General features: G+C 58.7%; 17 protein-coding genes. 9 read left to right on the top strand and 8 right to left on the bottom strand.

Annotation, left to right across the window (positions count from 1 at the left end):
- Nucleotides 1–53: 53 nt before the first annotated feature.
- The 5 genes from NW826_RS08645 to NW826_RS08625 all read right to left on the bottom strand — a co-directional run bounded on the left by NW826_RS08645 (nucleotide 54) and on the right by NW826_RS08625 (nucleotide 3,661).
- The gene (locus NW826_RS08645) at nucleotides 54–533 is read right to left on the bottom strand and encodes a peptidylprolyl isomerase (protein ID WP_414509929.1); all 480 of its coding nucleotides are present in this window, start codon (nucleotides 531–533) and stop codon (nucleotides 54–56) included.
- A 241-nt stretch (nucleotides 534–774) separates the two neighbouring features.
- Nucleotides 775–1,230 (bottom strand): phosphate-starvation-inducible PsiE family protein, encoded by a 456-nt coding sequence (locus NW826_RS08640; protein ID WP_414334740.1) that lies wholly within the window; start codon nucleotides 1,228–1,230, stop codon nucleotides 775–777.
- Nucleotides 1,231–1,270: 40 nt separating this feature from the next.
- Nucleotides 1,271–1,432: a DUF2256 domain-containing protein gene (locus NW826_RS08635; RefSeq protein ID WP_414334739.1), complete on the bottom strand. Its 162-nt coding sequence runs from the start codon at nucleotides 1,430–1,432 to the stop codon at nucleotides 1,271–1,273.
- Nucleotides 1,433–1,463: 31 nt separating this feature from the next.
- On the bottom strand, nucleotides 1,464–3,110 hold the full coding sequence (locus NW826_RS08630; RefSeq protein ID WP_414347707.1) for a CTP synthase: 1,647 nt from the start codon (nucleotides 3,108–3,110) through the stop codon (nucleotides 1,464–1,466).
- Nucleotides 3,111–3,163: 53 nt separating this feature from the next.
- The gene (locus tag NW826_RS08625) at nucleotides 3,164–3,661 is read right to left on the bottom strand and encodes a hypothetical protein (protein WP_414509910.1); all 498 of its coding nucleotides are present in this window, start codon (nucleotides 3,659–3,661) and stop codon (nucleotides 3,164–3,166) included.
- A gap of 251 nt (nucleotides 3,662–3,912) precedes the next feature.
- Between NW826_RS08625 and NW826_RS08620 the strand changes: the two genes are divergently transcribed.
- The 9 genes from NW826_RS08620 to malQ all read left to right on the top strand — a co-directional run bounded on the left by NW826_RS08620 (nucleotide 3,913) and on the right by malQ (nucleotide 13,631).
- Nucleotides 3,913–6,369 carry a heavy metal translocating P-type ATPase gene (locus NW826_RS08620; RefSeq protein WP_414509909.1) on the top strand — a complete coding sequence of 819 codons (2,457 nt, stop codon included), beginning with the start codon at nucleotides 3,913–3,915 and terminating at the stop codon, nucleotides 6,367–6,369.
- A gap of 279 nt (nucleotides 6,370–6,648) precedes the next feature.
- Nucleotides 6,649–7,482, top strand: a complete 834-nt coding sequence (locus NW826_RS08615) for a DUF4388 domain-containing protein (protein ID WP_414509908.1) — start codon at nucleotides 6,649–6,651, stop codon at nucleotides 7,480–7,482.
- Between the two features lie 333 nt (nucleotides 7,483–7,815).
- On the top strand, nucleotides 7,816–8,703 hold the full coding sequence (locus tag NW826_RS08610; RefSeq protein WP_414509907.1) for a DUF4388 domain-containing protein: 888 nt from the start codon (nucleotides 7,816–7,818) through the stop codon (nucleotides 8,701–8,703).
- Between the two features lie 100 nt (nucleotides 8,704–8,803).
- The gene (locus NW826_RS08605; protein WP_414347720.1) at nucleotides 8,804–9,172 is read left to right on the top strand and encodes a roadblock/LC7 domain-containing protein; all 369 of its coding nucleotides are present in this window, start codon (nucleotides 8,804–8,806) and stop codon (nucleotides 9,170–9,172) included.
- A gap of 52 nt (nucleotides 9,173–9,224) precedes the next feature.
- Nucleotides 9,225–9,773 (top strand): protoglobin domain-containing protein, encoded by a 549-nt coding sequence (locus NW826_RS08600; protein ID WP_414334732.1) that lies wholly within the window; start codon nucleotides 9,225–9,227, stop codon nucleotides 9,771–9,773.
- 58 nt (nucleotides 9,774–9,831) lie between these two features.
- On the top strand, nucleotides 9,832–10,377 hold the full coding sequence (locus tag NW826_RS08595; RefSeq protein WP_414509906.1) for a GTP-binding protein: 546 nt from the start codon (nucleotides 9,832–9,834) through the stop codon (nucleotides 10,375–10,377).
- 13 nt (nucleotides 10,378–10,390) lie between these two features.
- The gene (gene pyrE, locus NW826_RS08590) at nucleotides 10,391–11,011 is read left to right on the top strand and encodes an orotate phosphoribosyltransferase (protein WP_414509905.1); all 621 of its coding nucleotides are present in this window, start codon (nucleotides 10,391–10,393) and stop codon (nucleotides 11,009–11,011) included.
- Between the two features lie 29 nt (nucleotides 11,012–11,040).
- Complete coding sequence (locus NW826_RS08585; protein WP_414509904.1) at nucleotides 11,041–11,913, top strand: polysaccharide deacetylase family protein; 873 nt, start codon at nucleotides 11,041–11,043, stop codon at nucleotides 11,911–11,913.
- A gap of 116 nt (nucleotides 11,914–12,029) precedes the next feature.
- The gene (gene malQ / locus NW826_RS08580) at nucleotides 12,030–13,631 is read left to right on the top strand and encodes a 4-alpha-glucanotransferase (RefSeq protein ID WP_414509903.1); all 1,602 of its coding nucleotides are present in this window, start codon (nucleotides 12,030–12,032) and stop codon (nucleotides 13,629–13,631) included.
- Between the two features lie 226 nt (nucleotides 13,632–13,857).
- Here malQ and NW826_RS08575 read toward each other — a convergent pair whose 3' ends face one another.
- The 3 genes from NW826_RS08575 to thrS form a co-directional block, all read right to left on the bottom strand.
- Complete coding sequence (locus tag NW826_RS08575; RefSeq protein ID WP_414347726.1) at nucleotides 13,858–14,133, bottom strand: FmdB family zinc ribbon protein; 276 nt, start codon at nucleotides 14,131–14,133, stop codon at nucleotides 13,858–13,860.
- 65 nt (nucleotides 14,134–14,198) lie between these two features.
- Nucleotides 14,199–15,404, bottom strand: coding sequence for a formamidase (gene fmdA / locus NW826_RS08570; RefSeq protein WP_414334726.1), 1,206 nt, complete (start codon nucleotides 15,402–15,404; stop codon nucleotides 14,199–14,201).
- A 411-nt stretch (nucleotides 15,405–15,815) separates the two neighbouring features.
- The gene (thrS, locus tag NW826_RS08565; RefSeq protein WP_414509902.1) at nucleotides 15,816–17,627 is read right to left on the bottom strand and encodes a threonine--tRNA ligase; all 1,812 of its coding nucleotides are present in this window, start codon (nucleotides 17,625–17,627) and stop codon (nucleotides 15,816–15,818) included.
- Nucleotides 17,628–17,756 lie beyond the last annotated feature (129 nt).

Genomic DNA, 17,756 nt, shown 5'->3' with positions numbered 1-17,756 from the left:
GGGGCCAGAGGCCAAGTTAATTTAACCAAACTGTTTCGCCGGATTCGCCCAACCTAGTTCGATTCCGAGATACGAACAGACTTGATCGCGACCGGATTCAGCGGGCGATCCTGAGGGCCTGTGGGCGCCGTGGCAATTTTATCCAACACGTCCTCCCCCTCGATCAGTTGGCCGAAGATCGTGTAGTTGGGCGGCAGCGGGTAGTCGGCATGCATGATGAAGAACTGGCTGCCATTGGTGTTGGGGCCGGCGTTGGCCATGGCCAAGGTTCCTCGCGTGTAGGGGCGCTGCACCGGCTCATCGGGAAAGCGGTAGCCTGGCCCGCCTCGCCCCGTGCCAGTGGGATCCCCGCTCTGAATCATGAAGCCCCGAATGACCCGGTGAAAGATGACGCCGTCGTAGAAGTGATCATTGGCCAAGAAGACAAAATTATTCACTGTCAGGGGAGCTTCCTGTGGGAACAGCTCCAAAACCATCGTGCCGGCGGTGGTCTCCAGCGTGGCTGTATAGGACTTGGCCGGGTCGATCACCATTGGCGGGGGACTGTTGTAGGTTTTCACGGTTTTGCCCAACTGTTGTGCCAGGAGCAAATCGTAAGAAGAATGCGGACGGGCCAGAGCGGGAAGAAAGCCAGATCCCACCCAAAGCAGCACCGCCAGCACAGCTAGCTTCAACAGGTGGGCAACCCCTGAGGGCACGCGCATCTCTCTTGCCAGAAAGCTCCGCCCCTATCCTATCAGGATTTGTCCAGGCCCGCCCTTCGCTCGACAGGGATCAAGGCTTGGCTCGTCGCACCAGCCAGTAGCTGACGGAGAGAGCTAGCGTCGCTGCTGCCAGCCCAATGAGATCCAGGCCCCCCAGCTTCTCAAAATCGAAAATAATGATCTTGCGCGCCACCGCGATCAAAGAAGTCACAATCACCAGCTCTACCTGCACCACCTGCTTTTGCAAGTAGGCGGTAATGTTCTCCAGAATCTCCAGCGCGATCAGGATATTCAAAAAAAGGCCGAAGATCTCGATCAAAGTGGTGGAGAAAAAGCCAGTCGGCTCCTGCAGCAGATCGGCCACCAGGAAGCGGGCCAAATCCACCACGGCCACCCCAATCAGCCCGATCATCAAGATGGAAAGCAGCTTCGAGATCAGACTTTCTAGGCGGGTAATGGCCCGCAGAAAGGGATCCTCCTCTTCCGTTTCGTGAGGATTGTGCAAGAGCCACTTGAGAAACCGCATGCCACCTCCCTTTGACGACCCCATTATCTGCCCCAGACGTCTAGGAGGATCGGGATCCCTTGGAGCGATGGTTGCGACACCGCTCAGAACAGTATTTCACCTCCGGCCAACAGTCGGCCCACTTCTTGCGCCAGGTGAAGGGCCTGCCGCAGGTGAGACAGATTTTGCTCGGCAAATCCGACTTCTTCCGGTGGCGGGGCATGGCGCGCTGGAAACAACAACCCTTGGATAACTTAACCAGATAACTGCCCTGTGTTCTGCAACTGCAAGGCTTGCGGCCGGGAACGGTTGTGCAGGGCAGCTTGGATCAATCCCAAAAAGAGGGGATGGGGGCGGTTGGGGCGGGAGCGAAACTCGGGATGGAACTGGGTGGCAATGAAGAAAGGGTGGCTGGGCAGCTCGATGATTTCCACCAGGCGGTTATCGGGCGAGACGCCGCTGATGACGTAGCCGGAATCCAGCAATAGGCTGCGGTAGGCGTTGTTGAACTCGTAGCGATGGCGGTGGCGCTCGTAGATGATGGCCTCGCCGTAGAGCTTGGCCGCCAGGGTGTCGGGCAAAATGCGGCAGGGATAGAGGCCCAGGCGCAGGGTTCCGCCCAGATCCTCTACATCTTTCTGCTCCGGCAGCAGGCTGATGACGGGGTGGGGGGTGTCGGGATCGAACTCGTAGCTGTTGGCCCGCTCTAGACCGGCAATGTGGCATCCCCAGTCGATCACCGCACACTGCATGCCCAGGCACAGCCCTAGGAAGGGGATGCCCCGCTCGCGCACATGGCGGATGGTGGCCACCTTGCCCTCGATGCCCCGGCTGCCAAACCCCCCCGGCACCACCACGCCGTCCACACCGGCCAGCAGGGCTTCTGGCCCCCGCTCCTCAACTTCTTCAGAAGAGATCCAGCGCAAGGTAACGCCGGCATTGAGGGCCAGGCCTGCATGGCGCAGGGCTTCCGCCACTGAGAGGTAGGCATCGGTGAGGCGCACGTATTTGCCGACAATGGCAATTTCTACCCGCTCTTGAGGGTGGTGCAGCCGCTGCACCAAGAGCTCCCACTCGCGCAGGTCGGGCTGCTGCGGATCCAGGTTGAGGATCTGCAAAACTCGCTGCGCCAACCCTTCCTGCTCCAGCACCAAAGGCACATCGTAGATGCTGGGGGCATCCTGGGCCTGGATGACACATTCCACCGGCACGTCGCAAAACTCGGAGATCTTCTCCTTGAGGCCGCGGGGCAGGGGCTGCTCACAGCGGCACACCAACACGTCCGGCTGAATCCCGATCGAGCGCAGCTCCTTGACCGAGTGCTGGGTGGGCTTGGTTTTCATCTCCCCCGCCGCCCTGATGAGAGGCACCAGGGTCACGTGCACGTAGGCCACATTGGCACGGCCCACATCTTTGCGAAATTGGCGGATGGCCTCCAAAAAGGGCAGCGACTCGATGTCCCCCACCGTGCCCCCCACCTCCACCAGCACCACGTCGGGGTTGGTCTCGCGCGCCACCCGCCGGATGCGCTCTTTGATCTCCTGCGTAACATGCGGGATCACCTGCACTGTGCTGCCCTGGTAGTCGCCCCGCCGCTCCTTGTAGATCACCGCCTGGTAAATGGCGCCGGTGGTGACGTTGTTGAGCTTGGACATGTTGGTGTCGGTGAAGCGCTCGTAGTGGCCCAAGTCCAGATCCGTCTCGGCGCCGTCGTCGGTGACGAACACTTCCCCGTGTTGGTAGGGGCTCATGGTGCCGGGATCCACATTGATGTAGGGATCCAGCTTCAAAATCGACACGGTGTAGTTGCGGGACTTGAGCAGACGCCCCAGGCTGGCCGCCACAATCCCCTTGCCAATGCTGGAGACGACTCCGCCGGTGACGAAGACAAACTTGGTCATACCCCGGATCCCTTGCCCTCATCTGAATTATGCCAGGGATGGCGGGGATCCCATTAGCGCAGAGAACGGATGGGGCCGTTGTAGAGGATGGTGGTCTGAAAGGTGCGCCGATCCACCCGCACCTGGGTTTCGATGCTGGGCTGAGTAAAGCCAGGCTCGCCGCCGCGGAAGGTGAAGATCCAGGCATCTGCAAACTCTTCAAACGGCGCGTCGATGGCCGCCCCGTGCATAGAAGCTTCGGCGCGGTAGCGCTGCAAGCCTCCGTTGGCAATTTCAGCCGCTTGGCGGGCCAGGTTTTTGGCCCGGTTGAGATCGCGGAAGTAGCGGCTCACCTCTTCAAAACTCCCCCTGGGCAGCGGGCGCTGCGGGGCGGGTGTGGGCGGCACAGGTCGCGGATCCGGCACGATCGGCAGGGTGGGAATATCCTGGCTGGGGGGCAGCGGCTCCACCGGGATAGGAGTTCGGGAAGTTTCTGGGAAAAGAGGGGTGATCCCCTGTGCCTGGGCAGACAATAGGGATCCGGCCAAGCAGAGAGGGAAAATGAACTTCATGGGCAATTCCTGGCAAAGTTTTTGATCTAGCTGGAATTACTCTACTGAGTCTCTCTTCTCAAAAGCAGAGGGAAAAGCCTGCCCTCTGCTGCCAAGGACGGTCAAGGGCGGGGGCTGTCTGCGCACCCTCTCCCGGAGGTTGCTAGCATCCTTGAACAGGCTCTTTTGAAGAAGGGCTGCCCGCAAGAGCTGCTATGGAGTTCCTCGCAGTTGCGGCAAGCTGGGAGGGTGTCAACCACGTGAGGATGAAGATGGCCACCACAGATGCAATGACCCACGCGACAGACAGACCAAGGGATCCGGCTGAGCTCCCTCAGGAGGGATCCCTGCTGCTCCACGTGGGCGGCATGAGCTGCGCCGGCTGTGTTCGGGCCGTCGAGCAAGTCTTGCTCAACCAGCCGGGGGTGGTCAAAGCCAGCGTTAACCTAGTTACCGAATCGGCCCTTGTGGAATTTGCCCCTGGCAGCCGGCCTGACCCCGAGCATCTGGCCCGCATCTTGACAGAGGCGGGGTTTCCCAGCTCCTGCGCTGCCGATTCTCCCCAAGGTCGAGCTCCTTCCCCAGATGGATGGGATCATGCCTTGGATGCACCCGCTGATCCCATCGCCCGGCAGCGGCGGCAAACCCAAGCCCAGATTCGCCAGGCCTTCACCGCCGCTTTTTTACTGCTCATCTCTGCTGCCGGCCACCTGGATCTGTTCGCCCGCCTGGGCTTGCCCGTCCTCAACGACGTCTGGCTGCACTGGGGGTTGGCGACGTTGACCTTCGTCGGCCCAGCCCGCAACCTTGTCCTGGACGGCTGGCGGGCGGCGCGGCGGCTGGCCCCCAACATGAACACCCTAGTCGCCCTGGGATCCGGATCCGCCTACCTGGCCAGTTTGGTGGGGTTGTTGGCCCCGCAGGTGGGCTGGGAGTGCTTTTTCGACGAGCCGGTGATGCTGCTCAGCTTCATCCTGCTGGGGCGGGCCCTGGAGCAGCAGAGCCGTCTGCGGGCCGCCGGCAGCTTGCAAGCTTTGGTGAGCCTGCGCCCCAACTTGGCTCGCCGAGTGCCACCCCAAGAGACTGCGGGATCCCTGACCTCAGAGGGAGAGTGGTGCCCCGTCGAACAAGTGCAGGTGGGGGACTGGCTGCAGGTGCGGGCTGGCGAACAAATCCCCGTGGATGGAGAAGTGATTGCCGGCCAGGCCACGGTGGACGAGGGCATGCTCACCGGGGAATCCCTACCCGTGCTCAAACAGCCAGGGGATCCGGTCGTGGCCGGGACGGTCAACCAATCGGGATTGCTGCTGTGTCGGGCTACGCGCACCGGCAAAGACACCACCCTGGCCCAGATCATCCGCCTGGTGGAAGAAGCCCAAGCCCGCAAGGCCCCCATCCAGAGCCTGGCCGACCGGGTGGCCGGTTACTTCACCTACGGCGTGGTGGCACTGGCTCTTCTCACCTTTGCCTTCTGGTACTGGATCGGGATCCCGCTCTGGGGAAGCGAGATCCTGATGGGGGTTGGTCTCCACTCCTCTCTGCACCTAGGGGATCACCCCCCCCATCCCACCCCTCTGCTCCTCAGCCTTAAGCTGGCCATCTCAGTGCTGGTGGTGGCCTGCCCCTGCGCGCTGGGATTGGCTACACCAGTAGCCATTTTGGTGGGCACCGGACTGGGCGCGGAGCGGGGACTGCTCATCCGCGGCGGCGATGTCCTGGAGAAAACCCACCGCCTGCAAACAGTTGTCTTCGACAAAACCGGCACCCTCACCCAGGGGGATCCGCACCTAACCGATTGCCTTGCCCTCGACCCTGCCCTGGATCCGGCTCGGCTGCTGCAACTGGCGGCCACAGTAGAAAGCGGCACCCGCCATCCTCTGGCGCAAGCCATTTTGGGGGCCGCCCGCGAGCGGGGACTGCCTCTGCTTTCTGCCGACGAGTTTCACACCCAGCCGGGAGTGGGGGCCTCGGCGCGGGTGGAAGGGCAAGAGGTCCTCTTGGCCTCCCTAGAGGGGCTTGCCGCCCTGGGGATCCCGCTTTCTCCTGAGGCGCAGACCCAAGCCAAGGCGCTGCTGCAAGCCGGCAAAACGGTGGTGGGCGTGGCCCTGAACAGATCCCTGGTGGGGCTGTTGGCGGTGCAGGATCCCTTGCGGCCTGATGCCCCGGCAACCCTGCAACAGCTCCAGAAAATGGGCCTGCAGGTGGTCTTACTGACTGGGGATCGGGCCGAGGTGGCCCAGCAGGTGGCCCAAGCTCTACAGGTGCCAGGGATCCGCGTCATTGCCGAGGTGCAGCCGGCAGATAAAGCCCAGGTTATCCGAGATCTGCAGGCCCAGGGCCAGAGAGTTGCCATGGTGGGCGATGGCATCAACGACGCTCCCGCCTTGGCCCAAGCCGATGTGGGCATGGCCCTGCACTCTGCCACCGCTGCCGCCCTAGAGACTGCCGATATCATCCTCATGCGCAACCGCCTCTGGGACGTCGTGGAAGCCATCCGCCTTAGCCGCGCCACCTTCCGCAAAATCCAGCAAAACCTCCTCTGGGCCTTCGCCTACAACCTGGTCGGGATCCCGGTGGCCGCCGGCGCGCTCCTGCCCGGATTCGGCCTCGGCCTCAGCCCCGCTCTAGCAGGCGGCCTCATGGCCTTTAGCTCCCTCAGTGTAGTCCTCAATTCGCTCCTTCTCAAGCGAACTTTTGTATTCAGTGGATCCTCTGATGGTCAGAGTTAAAAAGTATTAAAAACTACAAATATCCCACCTGCTATCTGTTGCTGTTTCCGAAGTTTTGCTGGACTTTTGCCACAACTTCCGCTCCATTGAGGCCGAGAGAGTGGGGACTCTGGTTAAGTTTGATTGAAAAGATGAATTAGCTGTAACTTTTGAGCATCTAAGTGTAGAATCGAGCTTAAGCTTGCCCGGAGTTGCCCTTTTTTGTAACTTGCTTAGCAAGGGAAAAACCGGGAAAATACTGAAAAGGCCGGATCCAATAGGTGGAGGGAGCGCGGAAACATGGCAATGCTCGGAGATCTTCAGGAATTTTCCCTAGCCGACCTGTTGCATTTGATGGAAAAAGGAAAGAAAACGGGCCAACTGTCGGTTTGGGCACCTACTGGCATTTATCGAGTTTGGCTGTATCAGGGGCGAGTGGTGGCGGCCTTGTCTCCCCAAGAAGAGCACCGGTTGGAGCGCTTGCTGGTGCGCTTAAACCTGGTCAGCGATCAGGTGGTGGCGGAGTTGGCCTTCCTCTGCAGCTTGCAGGAGCCTCTAGGCCTTTGCCTGCAGCGGCAAGGGTTGATCTCGCCGGCAGCTTTGGCCAAGCTCTTCCGCCATCAACTGCAAGTGGGGCTCTACAGCCTCTTTGCCCTAGAAGCTGGCCAGTTTAGCTTTTTGCCCAACGTGCCCCTGCCCTACCGCGAGATGACCGGCCTAAGCAAAGGGGCCAGCGCCGTGGTTCTGGAAGCGCTGCAGCAACTTCGGTTGGAGCAGCGCCCGGAAGAAAACCTGCCCCAGCCGGACAGCTACTTCTGGCGCACCAGCACCGAGCTGCCCTTGTACAAACTCTCGCCGCTGGAGTGGGCAATCCTAGAGCAGATTTCCCCCACTCGCAACCTGGTTGAGTTGGCTCAATCCCTGAAGGCAGATCTCTTGGAAGTGCGCTATGCCTGTGCCCGCCTGGCCAAGTTGGGGCTCATCAGCCCCTGCGACAGCTCGGCGGCTACGCCTCAACCTGCGCTCGCGGCGGCTTCTAAGCTTCTTTCCACCCTTCGGGAAGAGAAGGAGCTGGTTAAGCCTTCTTTGGTCAGCCGCCTCTCTACCCTCCTCAAAACCATTCGCGAAAAATAAGCCGGTAGGGTAAAATCTTATGGCATTTCCCCATGCCGGCTTTACGAAGTTAATTTAGGTAAAGATGAGCTGAATGGTTGTAACGGATCTAGATCAGAGCGACACAATAGTGATAGGAATTGATGCCAAAATCCTACGCAGCTCAATGCCTAGACCCTATCTCTCCAATGAAATCGTTCGTCAGTAAAATTGCTGCTAGGTTGAGTACTTGAGCGAAGATGGCTTTGCCGTTGCTACACGGTTGTTGTCTGGGAATCAGCGAATGAGAATGGTGGTGCTTTGAGGATCCCTGAAAGCGCCAATACTCAACTTAAGGGAGGCTAAAGAATTGCTATGGCCATCGTTGGAGACCTCCAGGAATTTTCTTTGCCCGATCTGTTGCAACTGATCGAAAGGGGCAGCAAGACAGGGCAACTTTCCATCTGGGCCCCAAACGGCATCTACAAAATCTGGTTTTATCAAGGTCGGGTGATCGCGGCTCTGCCCCCCGAAGAGGAGCATCGCTTGGAGAGTTTGTTGGCCCGTTCCGGCCTGGTCAGCGAGCGGGTGGTGGAAAAGCTGGCTTCTTTCTGTGGACTGGAAGAGCCGCTGGGGCGGTGTTTGCAGCGGCAAGGGTTGATCTCACCGGCAGCTTTGGCCAAGCTCTTCCGCCACCAACTGCAGGTGGGTCTCTACAGCTTGTTTGCTCTGGAAGCGGGCCACTTCAGCTTCCTACCTAACTCACCTATGCCCTATCGGGAGATGACTGGCCTGAGCAAGGGGGCCAGTGCTGTGGTTCTGGAAGGGCTACAGCAGCTTAAGCTCGATCAGTTTCCTGAGGAGAACCTGCCGCAGCCGGACAGCTATTTCTGGCGCACCAGCACTGAGCTGCCCCTGTACAAGCTCTCTGCCTTGGAGTGGGGGATCCTGGAGCAGGTTTCGCCTTCGCGCCGGCTGACTGACTTGGCCCGGCTGTTGGGTGCAGATCTTCTGGAAGTTCGCTATGCCTGCGCCCGCCTGGCCAAGCTGGGGCTCATCAGCCCCTGTGACAGACCAACGGCCATTGTTCCCTCTTCGCCTCTGGTTTTCTCAGATAAGTCGGCAGCGGTGGCAGACAGTTTGGAATTGGAAGCTGCGAAAGAAAAGCTGGGCACTAAGTCTTTCCAGGAAGGAGGCGACCGGGTCAAGCCCTCACTGGTTGCGCGACTGGCTACTTTACTGAAGGGAGTCCGTGATAAGTGAGAGGGTTTTGTGGCAGTATCTTCTGCAGCGGGCAGGACCATCAGTAACCGTAAAGTGGGCGGGAAGATGATAAAAAGACTTGAAAGCGGGGAGAGAAAGGATGGCTAATTTATCCTCTTTGCAGGCAATTCTCCAGAACTACGTTTCCAGCACGCCAGAAATTCAAGGAGCGGCTGTGGTCACTCCTGATGGGCTACCCTTGGCATCCACATTGCCCATAGGCATGGACGAGGAAAGAACCTCGGCCATGTCTGCTGCTATGCTTTCTTTGGGGGAGCGGATTGGGAAAGAGTTGGGTCGTGGGACCATAGAGAGAATCTTTGTGCAGGGAGAAAAAGGATACGGAGTTTTAACCAGTTGCGGCCCCGATGCTGTCTTGCTGACGATTGCCAGCGCTGAGGTAAAGCAGGGCTTGCTGTTTTTGGAGATGAAGCGTGTGGCAGCAAGCATTGCGGAAGCCATGAAGTAGAGAGGCTAAGTGGGGAAGCTAAGTTTGATTTTGACTTGATTTTGAGGGAACTATGGCTATCAAACCTCTGGAGCTGCTGCAAGTCCTGATGTCGCGCACCCAATTTACAGATGAAGATAAGAGGATTTTGCAGCAAAGTGCCGACTGGGGCAGCAGCATCGCCGCAGAAATGTCGGATGCCTTTTACGGCTATTTGGATCGCGATGCCGAGATGGCGGCTGTCATTGCCAAGCATAACCGGCAGCGGCTGGGCCAGACTTTTGCCGACTGGTTTAAGGAAATGTTCACAGGCATGGATAACTGGGGCCCCCAGTATGCCGAGCGCCGCTGGAAAATCGGCCTAGTTCATGTGCGGGTTGGCATCGGCCCTCAACACGTGGTGCCGGCTATGGCTACGGTTGTGCAGGAGGTGAGCCGCCGGCTGGTCAAAGAGGGCAAGCCCGAGCAGCTGCGGATGAGTCTAAGCAAAGTTTGTATGATCGACCTTTCCTTTATTGAGCAAGCCTATCTTGAGGTGGCCTATAACGCTGTTCAGCAAGAAACGGGCATGAGCGAGGCTTTGTTTAAACGCCTGATCGCTACCAGCTTAGCTTCCTCTTAAATATTCATTAAGCTTGTACAGGCGGGTCTGCGCTGGCGGCTTACGACTGAGGCTAACTATGGACAATATTCTCCGCATTGTTGTAACCGGGCCGGTGGGGGCTGGAAAGTCCACTTTTATCCGCACCATTAGCGAGATCGAAGTGGTCGACACGGATCGCAAGGCCACCGATGAGGTGGCAGAACTTAAGAAGAGCACAACGGTCAGCATGGACTTTGGCCGCCTGAGAATTGGCGAAGAGGGAGAAGAGATGTGGCTGCATCTCTACGGCACCCCCGGCCAGGCCCGTTTTAGCTTTATGTGGGATATTTTGATCAAGCGCGCCCATGGGTACATCCTTTTGGTGCCCGCCCACTTGCCCAGTCAATTTCGCAATGCCCAGGCCATCCAAGCTTTTATGAAGGCGAGGTCAAATGTCCCCTCGGTTATCGGGATCACCCATGTCGATCACCCCAATGCCTGGGATCCAGAAGATATTTTGTTGCTTTTGAACCCTCAAGATGGCTCAATTCCCTACGCCACGTTGAATGCCCAAGAGCCGGCTTCTGTTGCCAACACACTGCTTCTGCTGGTCGAGCAACTGATGGCTCAGGTGGTTGTCTGAGGGGATCCCTGCTGTGCTGCTTCTCGATTGCTCTCCCCTGACCCTTTCTTCAGAGGAAGCGCGGGAGAAACTCTTGTATCTCCTTGCTCAACTGGCTTACCGGGAGGGATCTTTTACTCTCACGTCTGGGCAACAGAGCCCCTACTACATCAACTGCAAGCCGGTCACCCTTCATCCCCAGGGTGCCTACCTGGTGGGATCCCTGCTCCATCGGCTGTTGCCTCCCGAAACCGAAGCTGTGGCCGGGATGACGCTGGGGGCGGATCCGCTGGTGACGGCGGTGAGCCTGGCTTCTCTGCACGCTGAGCCTGCCAACCTACCTGCCCTGATCGTGCGCAAAGAGCCCAAAGGTCACGGCACCCAGGCCTGGATTGAGGGGCCGGAGTTGCCGGCGGGCAGCCGGGTGTGGATCTTGGAAGATGTGGTGACCACCGGCGGCTCGGCCTTGAAGGCTGTCGAGCGGGTGCGGGCAGCAGGTTATCAGGCGGAAGGGATCCTGGCGCTGGTGGATCGGCTGGAAGGGGCAGAAGACCGCTGCCGCGAGATAGGGATCCCGTTTCGTCGCCTGTTTACCCTGGAAGAGGTGCGGGCTTTGTCCTTTGCCGGGGAATCGAAAGGCCGGCTGGCCCGCTAAGGTGGTATGGAGTGTCTGGAGAGAGGGGGATGCTGCCGCCTGCCTACTCAGCTCTGCCCAGCCGCGAGCTGCCGAGCCTGCCGGATCAGGCGCGGGTGGCCGTCTACGTGGTCATGAACATCGAGCACTTCACCTTCGGCAGGCTGGGCACGGCCATTCAACCCCATCTCACCAGCTCTCCTGAGATCGCCAACTACGGCTGGCGGGACTACGGCAATCGGGTGGGCATTTGGCGCTTGTTTGAGCTGTTTGCCGAGCTGGGGATCCCGGTAACTGCCGCCCTGAACGCGGAAATGGTAGAGCTTTACCCCCCCATCATCGAAGGGATCCGCCACTACGGCTGGTCGGTGCTGGCCCATGGCTGGAACAACTCCACCGGCCACAGCGGCCTGGCCCGCGCAGCCGAACAAGAGCTGATCGAGCGCAGCTTGTCCCTGTTGGAGCAGGTTTCGGGCTCCCGGCCTTGGGGCTGGCTGACGCCGGGGTTTTCCGTTAGCGAGAACACCTTTGACTTGCTCAAGGCCGCCGGGATCCGCTACACCACCGACTGGGTGAACGACGATCAACCCTATTGGTTCCCGACTGCCGCCGGCCCCCTCTTGGGGATCCCCTATACGCTAGAGGCCAATGACATCAGCCTCTGTCTCAGCGCCCGCCTGCCGGCAGAAACCTTTGCCCAAGCGCTCATCGACCAGTTCGACCGCCTCTGGCAGGATGGGGAACGCTCCCCCCGCATCATGGCCATTGGCCTGCACCCCTTCATCGTCGGGCAGCCTCTGCGCATGGGATCCCTGAAAAAAGCGCTGCAGCACATCCAATCCCGTCCCCACACTTGGCTCACCACCGGCGATGGCCTCTACAACTGGTATGCCCAAGCCTGCCCTGCACCTGAGATGGCCTGACGGGATCCCGGCACCTTTGCAACTTGGTTGGGACTTTGTCTCCTCTGGAGCTGTCCATCGGGCTGCAAAAGTGACACGATAGGCGGTGAAACCACTCAGGGCAAAAAGGCTTAGCCATGCGCATGGGCAGACTCAGCGGGATCCTCTTGCACCCCACCTCGCTACCGGGATCCTTTGGCATTGGCGATCTGGGGCCGGCTGCTTACCGGTTTGTGGATTTTCTGGTGGAGAGCGGCCAGCGCCTCTGGCAGGTGCTGCCTCTGGGGCCCACCGGCTGGGGCAACTCCCCCTACATGAGCTTTTCCGCCATTGCCGGCAACCCGCTGCTGATTAGCCCAGAGCTGCTGGTCAAAGCCGGTTGGCTGGAACCCAGCGGCTGGCAGGATCTGCTCCAATGGCCGGCCATCCAGGCGGGGAATGGCGAGCGGGTGGACTACGAAGCCGTGATCCCCTTCAAGCTGGGCCTGCTGCGCCGCGCCTGGGCCACTTTCAAAGACAAGGCCACCGCCGCCGACTGGGAAGCCTTTCAAGCCTACTGTGCTGCCGAGGCCGACTGGCTGCCGGACTACGCTCTGTTCATGGCCCTCAAAGAGGTGTATGGTGACCAGGAGTGGACCCAATGGGATCCGGCCCTGGCACAACGGGATCCCCTGGCCTTGCAAGAGGCCCGCGACCGCCATGCCGATGCCATTACCCAACAGATGTTTTGGCAATACCTATTTGCCCAACAGTGGGGATCCCTGCGGGAGTATGCCCATCGGCATCAGGTGCGGCTGATCGGCGACTTGCCCATCTATGTCGCCCCCAACAGTGCCGATGTGTGGGCCAACCGCGAGCTGTTTCACCTGGATGAGCAGGGACGGCCCCTGCAGGTAGCCGGCGTGCCCCCCGACTATTTCAGCCCCACTGGGCAGCGCTGGGGTAACCCTCTCTACAACTGGGAGGTGCTCAAGGCTCGCGGCTACGACTGGTGGATCCGGCGCATCCAGGCCATTCTCAAGCAGGTGGATTGCGTCCGCATCGACCACTTCCGCGGCTTCGAGAGCTACTGGGCCATCCCTGGCGAGGCGGAAACAGCAGTAGAAGGCGAGTGGCAGAAAGGGCCGGGGGCCGACTTCTTTCAGGCGTTGGCCGACCGGCTGGGGGAAATTCCGGTGATTGCCGAAGACCTGGGGGACATCACACCGGAAGTGTTGCAACTGCGGGATCAATTTGGCTTGCCCGGCATGAAAGTGCTGCTCTTTGCCTTTGGCTCGGGGCCCGATAACCCCTATTTGCCCCATAGCTATGAGCGCAACTTCGTCGTCTATACCGGCACCCACGACAACAACACCGTGGTGGGCTGGTTTCATGACCCAGAACGCCCGGAGTGGGAAAAACAAAATCTGTTGCGCTACCTGGGCTGCCAGGGATCTGACGGCATCCACTGGGATCTGATTCGCCTGGCCCTGGCTTCCGTGGCCGACCTGGCCATCATTCCCCTGCAGGATGTGATGGGCCTGGGGGCAGAGGCGCGCATGAACTTCCCCGGCAGGGCCGAGAACAACTGGGCCTGGCGCTACCGCGAGGAGATGCTGCGGCCGGAGTTGGCCCAGCGGCTGGCGGAGCTGAGCGTCACCTACGGGCGCATCTCCCCGCAAGACTTGGAGCAGCGGCGGGCAGCCTTGGCCCAAGAGCGGGCAACAGGGTCTTCTCAAACTACCCCCAACTTTTCCTGAGCTGCTGAAAAATCCTGGGTATCTCCCATCAGCAGTTCCAGACGCTCTTCAGTGGCCTCTTTGGGCGCGAGTTCGCCCACAAGGCGGCCCTTACGAATCACCAATAAATGAAATAAAGCGCTGATTCATCATGTTGCTTCCCAGCCGAATAAAGCAGGGCTGTGGCTCCTGATAGCTGCTATTGTCTGCAGGGCTCCTTCATCTGGTCTGACCAGCCCACAAACGACTAATGATGCAACATCCAGGGTCGCCCACAAGATTGGAGTCGATACCTTCGGGAGTTTGAGTCAGAGTTTGAGTGCTGTTCCCGCCTGATCAACTTAGGTTCTCTTTCACCCTTTGGAGCTGGCAAGGAACTAGAAAGTTGAATCATGGGAACCGAAATAAGACGCTTACCCACTTGCTTACAAGTGGGGCAGTACGCTGGATCCCGGTATTGAGACAGAGGTCGCCATAACTCAAACTCACCACAGCTTTGACACTTAAACTCATACAGGGGCATCTTCTTACTCCAACACTTGAGAAAGATATCAAGATGGCTCGAAACATCTAAGAACAGCTAAGGATTTACCTGGGTAGGATATCTATCTCGAAGATTTGTGTAGGAACGGCCACCGTACAGCAAGCATTAGGAATATCGACGATCCCGCTCACCCTGCCCTCCACGGGTGCAGAACTGAGCAGGAGATAAGCTTGTTCTCCCGTAAAGCCAAACTTTTTCAGATATTCGATGGCATTTAAGCAGGCACGTCGGTAAGCAATGTGAACATCCATATAATGTTGCTTACCTGTAAACTCGTCCACAGAAATGCCCTCAAAGACAAGATATTCTGAGTAACGCGGCTCTACAGGGCCAGGCTTAAAGATGGGATTAACCAATCCGTACTTCTCGACGCCACCCTTAATTAGATCAACATGGAGATCGATATAGCCTGACATTTCAATGGCGCCACAAAAAGAGATCTCTCCGTCCCCTTGTGAGAAGTGAATATCTCCCATCGACAGCTTGGCACCCTCCACGTAAACCGGAAAGTAGATCCGTGTTCCCTTAGACAAGTTTTTGATATCGCAGTTACCGCCGTGCTCCCGTGGGGGCACCGTCCGGGCCGCTTCGGCAGCAACCCGCTCATACTCTGACTTGGGCAGGGTTCCCAAAATCGCGTTCTTGGGATTGGGCAAGGCGGCCAGCACAGGCTGATTACCAGATAGGCCCGCGCCGTAAGTGCGCAAATCAGGAGCCGAAGCAACCAGCTCAGCCTCCCGCTTGTTCCAAGTTGCCAGCAACTTGTGGGATGGAGCGCAGCCGATGAGGCCAGGGTGGATAATGCCGGCAAAGCGCACATGAGGAATGTGTCTGGAAGTGGTGTAAATACCCTGAAAATCCCAGATGGCCTTGGCCGCATTGGGAAAATGATCGGTGAGGAATCCTCCGCCATTTTCTTTGGCAAAAATACCCGTAAACCCCCACTCGTCTCCCGGCAGTGGCCCAATGTCCAGCAGATCGACGATCAGGATATCTCCAGGCTGGGCGCCGTTAACCCAAATAGGCCCACTTAAAACATGAACAACACTTAGGTCAACCTGCTCAATGTCGGAAGGATCATCGTTGTTCTTAATTTGTCCATCCGTCCAGTCTTTACACTCAATTCGGAAGACTTCGCCGGGGTTCACAGAAACCACCGCAGGGATGTCAGGATGCCAGCGGTTGTGACCTGGCAGATCCTGTTGATCCATCGGCTTGGTCAGGTCAACTTTAAACAGCGTTTTGGGCATCGGATCTATCCTTGAGCCGTCGCTCTGGAGTCAGGCTGCAGATGCCTAAAAGTGTATCTCCGATGAAGGAAGCAATACTGTAGTAAGGGCTACAGTTGATAGTGCTGTTGTCTACAATCGTATGGGCAGGAGAACGGCTTAGATCGACAGGCTGTTTCACCTCGGTTCAAAGTAACTATAGTCATTGCAAACGGTTATGAAACAGCTTGCTGGTTGATCTCTAGCTCCCCTCTCCCCTTGCGGGAGAGGGGTCGGGGGTACCAACACCCCCTGCCGGCAAAGGCGAACGCGTCAGCGGCGCGGGGCGCTTGGGACGGCAGCGAAGAGTCTTAACCTTGTTTGAAACGACTATGGACATTTCAACCAGATTCAAACGAGAAGCTGCTGCTGGAACAGGTAGCCTAACCGCCGCTAGTCCAGCGCTCGCGCCTGGGCCAGGAACTCCGCCACCGTCAGGGATCCCAGGTCTTGCCCGTGGCGCTGGCGCACGCTCACTGTGCCGGTTGCCTGTTCTTGTTCTCCCACAATGAGCATGAAGGGGATCCTGGCCTTCTCGGCGTTGCGGATCTTTTTGGGCAGGCGGTCGCTGTCGGCATCGATGTGGACGCGGATCCCCTGTTCCCGCAGGTGATCCCGCACCTGGGTGGCATAGCCCAGGTAGTGGTCGGAAACGGGCAAAATGCGCACCTGTTCCGGTGCCAGCCAGAAAGGAAAATCCCCGGCATATTCCTCGATGAGGATCCCAATAAGCCGCTCCAGCGAGCCAAAGGGAGCGCGGTGGATCATCACCGGCCGCTGCCGGGATCCGTCTTCGGCTACATAGTACAAATCAAAGCGCTGCGGGTTTTGGTAATCTACCTGCACCGTGCCCAACTGCCACTCCCGATCCAGCGCGTCGCGGAAAATAAAGTCCAGCTTTGGCCCGTAGAAAGCCGCCTCCCCAATCCCTTCAAAATGCGGCATTGATAGCTTCTCCACCGCTCGCCGAATGGCATTTTCGGCCATATCCCACTCTTCCGGGGATCCCAGATATTTATCGGATTTGGGATCGCGGAAGCTGAGGCGGGCGCGAAAATCCTTGAGTCTGAGCTTCTCGAAAACGACCAGAATGAGATCGACAACCTTGAGAAACTCTTCTTCCAACTGATCGGTGCGGACAAACAAATGGGCGTCGTCCACTGTGAAGCCGCGAACGCGAGTTAACCCTCCCAGCTCTCCCGATTGTTCGTAGCGATAGACGGTGCCGAATTCGGCATAGCGCAGCGGTAAATCGCGGTAGGAGCGCAGCTCCGATTTATAGATTTGGATGTGAAAAGGGCAGTTCATCGGCTTCATGACAAAGCCCTGCTCTGCCGCCCGCGCCTGCTCATTCTCCGCCATCATAGGGAACATGTCTTCTCGATACTTTTGCCAGTGGCCGGAGATCTTGAACAGATCCACGCGGGCGATGTGGGGCGTCACCACCGGCAGATAGCCCCGCTTGAGCTGCTCCTGCTTGAGAAAATCCTCCAGCACCCAGCGCAGGGTAGTTCCTTTGGGGGTCCAAAGGGGCAGGCCCGGCCCCACCTCGTCGGAAAAGATGAAAAGGCCCAGCTCCTTGCCCAGCTTGCGGTGATCCCGCCGTTTGGCCTCTTCCAGCCGCCGCTTGTATTCCTTCAGCTCCTCCGGCGTCTCCCAGGCGGTGCCGTAGATGCGTTGGAGCTGCGGCTTGGTCTCATCCCCCCGCCAATAGGCGCCGGCCACGCTGAGCAGGTCAAAAGCTTTGGGGTTGATCTCCTTAGTGTTTTCCACGTGGGGGCCGGCACAGAGATCCCACCACTCGTCCCCCAGATGGTAGATGGTGATCGGCCCGCCTTCGGGGATGCTGTCCAGGATCTCCAACTTGTAAGGCTCGCCGAGGGCTTCAATGCGGCGCCTGGCTTCTTCCCGGCTCACCTCCTCGCGGATCACCGGCAATCCTTTCTTGATGATCGCCTGCATCTCTTTTTTGATGCGCTCCAGATCTTCCGGGGTGAAGGGCTGGGGATGGTCAAAGTCGTAGTAGAAGCCGTAGTCGGTCGTCGGGCCGATGGTGACCTGGGCCTTGGGAAACAGCTTTTGCACCGCCATCGCCAAAACGTGGGAAGTGGTGTGGCGGATGCGCTCCAGCTTGGGAGATTCGTGGGTACGCAGCAGCTTGAGAGGGCTGTTGGCCTGCTGAGGCGACGCGGCTGGTTGAGACATCGGAACCCGCTTAACGACAAAAAAACGACTATCCGTGTCCCTATCTTAGGCTGAGCCCAGGGCAGACGGGATCCCAGGCAGGGGGAATTGCCCCCTCGAACCTCAGCCCACAACCCGGCCAGGAAAAAG

This window comes from Synechococcus sp. OH20 (genome assembly GCF_047502685.1).
In the GTDB taxonomy this organism is placed as follows: Bacteria; Cyanobacteriota; Cyanobacteriia; order Thermostichales; family Thermostichaceae; genus Thermostichus.
The sequence above is the reverse complement of the archived record's forward strand: the minus strand, read 5'-3'. Positions and strand labels throughout refer to the sequence as shown.

Bases quoted from the DNA above. Each gene is read 5' to 3' on its own strand.
- NW826_RS08645 (WP_414509929.1), bottom strand. From the start codon at position 533: ATGGTGATCGACCCGGCCAAGTCCTATACAGCCACGCTGGAGACCACC.
- NW826_RS08640 (WP_414334740.1), bottom strand. From the start codon at position 1,230: ATGCGGTTTCTCAAGTGGCTCTTGCACAATCCTCACGAAACGGAAGAG.
- NW826_RS08635 (WP_414334739.1), bottom strand. From the start codon at position 1,432: ATGCCCCGCCACCGGAAGAAGTCGGATTTGCCGAGCAAAATCTGTCTC.
- NW826_RS08630 (WP_414347707.1), bottom strand. From the start codon at position 3,110: ATGACCAAGTTTGTCTTCGTCACCGGCGGAGTCGTCTCCAGCATTGGC.
- NW826_RS08625 (WP_414509910.1), bottom strand. From the start codon at position 3,661: ATGAAGTTCATTTTCCCTCTCTGCTTGGCCGGATCCCTATTGTCTGCC.
- NW826_RS08620 (WP_414509909.1), top strand. From the start codon at position 3,913: ATGGCCACCACAGATGCAATGACCCACGCGACAGACAGACCAAGGGAT.
- NW826_RS08615 (WP_414509908.1), top strand. From the start codon at position 6,649: ATGGCAATGCTCGGAGATCTTCAGGAATTTTCCCTAGCCGACCTGTTG.
- NW826_RS08610 (WP_414509907.1), top strand. From the start codon at position 7,816: ATGGCCATCGTTGGAGACCTCCAGGAATTTTCTTTGCCCGATCTGTTG.
- NW826_RS08605 (WP_414347720.1), top strand. From the start codon at position 8,804: ATGGCTAATTTATCCTCTTTGCAGGCAATTCTCCAGAACTACGTTTCC.
- NW826_RS08600 (WP_414334732.1), top strand. From the start codon at position 9,225: ATGGCTATCAAACCTCTGGAGCTGCTGCAAGTCCTGATGTCGCGCACC.
- NW826_RS08595 (WP_414509906.1), top strand. From the start codon at position 9,832: ATGGACAATATTCTCCGCATTGTTGTAACCGGGCCGGTGGGGGCTGGA.
- NW826_RS08585 (WP_414509904.1), top strand. From the start codon at position 11,041: ATGCTGCCGCCTGCCTACTCAGCTCTGCCCAGCCGCGAGCTGCCGAGC.
- malQ (WP_414509903.1), top strand. From the start codon at position 12,030: ATGCGCATGGGCAGACTCAGCGGGATCCTCTTGCACCCCACCTCGCTA.
- NW826_RS08575 (WP_414347726.1), bottom strand. From the start codon at position 14,133: ATGCCCCTGTATGAGTTTAAGTGTCAAAGCTGTGGTGAGTTTGAGTTA.
- fmdA (WP_414334726.1), bottom strand. From the start codon at position 15,404: ATGCCCAAAACGCTGTTTAAAGTTGACCTGACCAAGCCGATGGATCAA.
- thrS (WP_414509902.1), bottom strand. From the start codon at position 17,627: ATGTCTCAACCAGCCGCGTCGCCTCAGCAGGCCAACAGCCCTCTCAAG.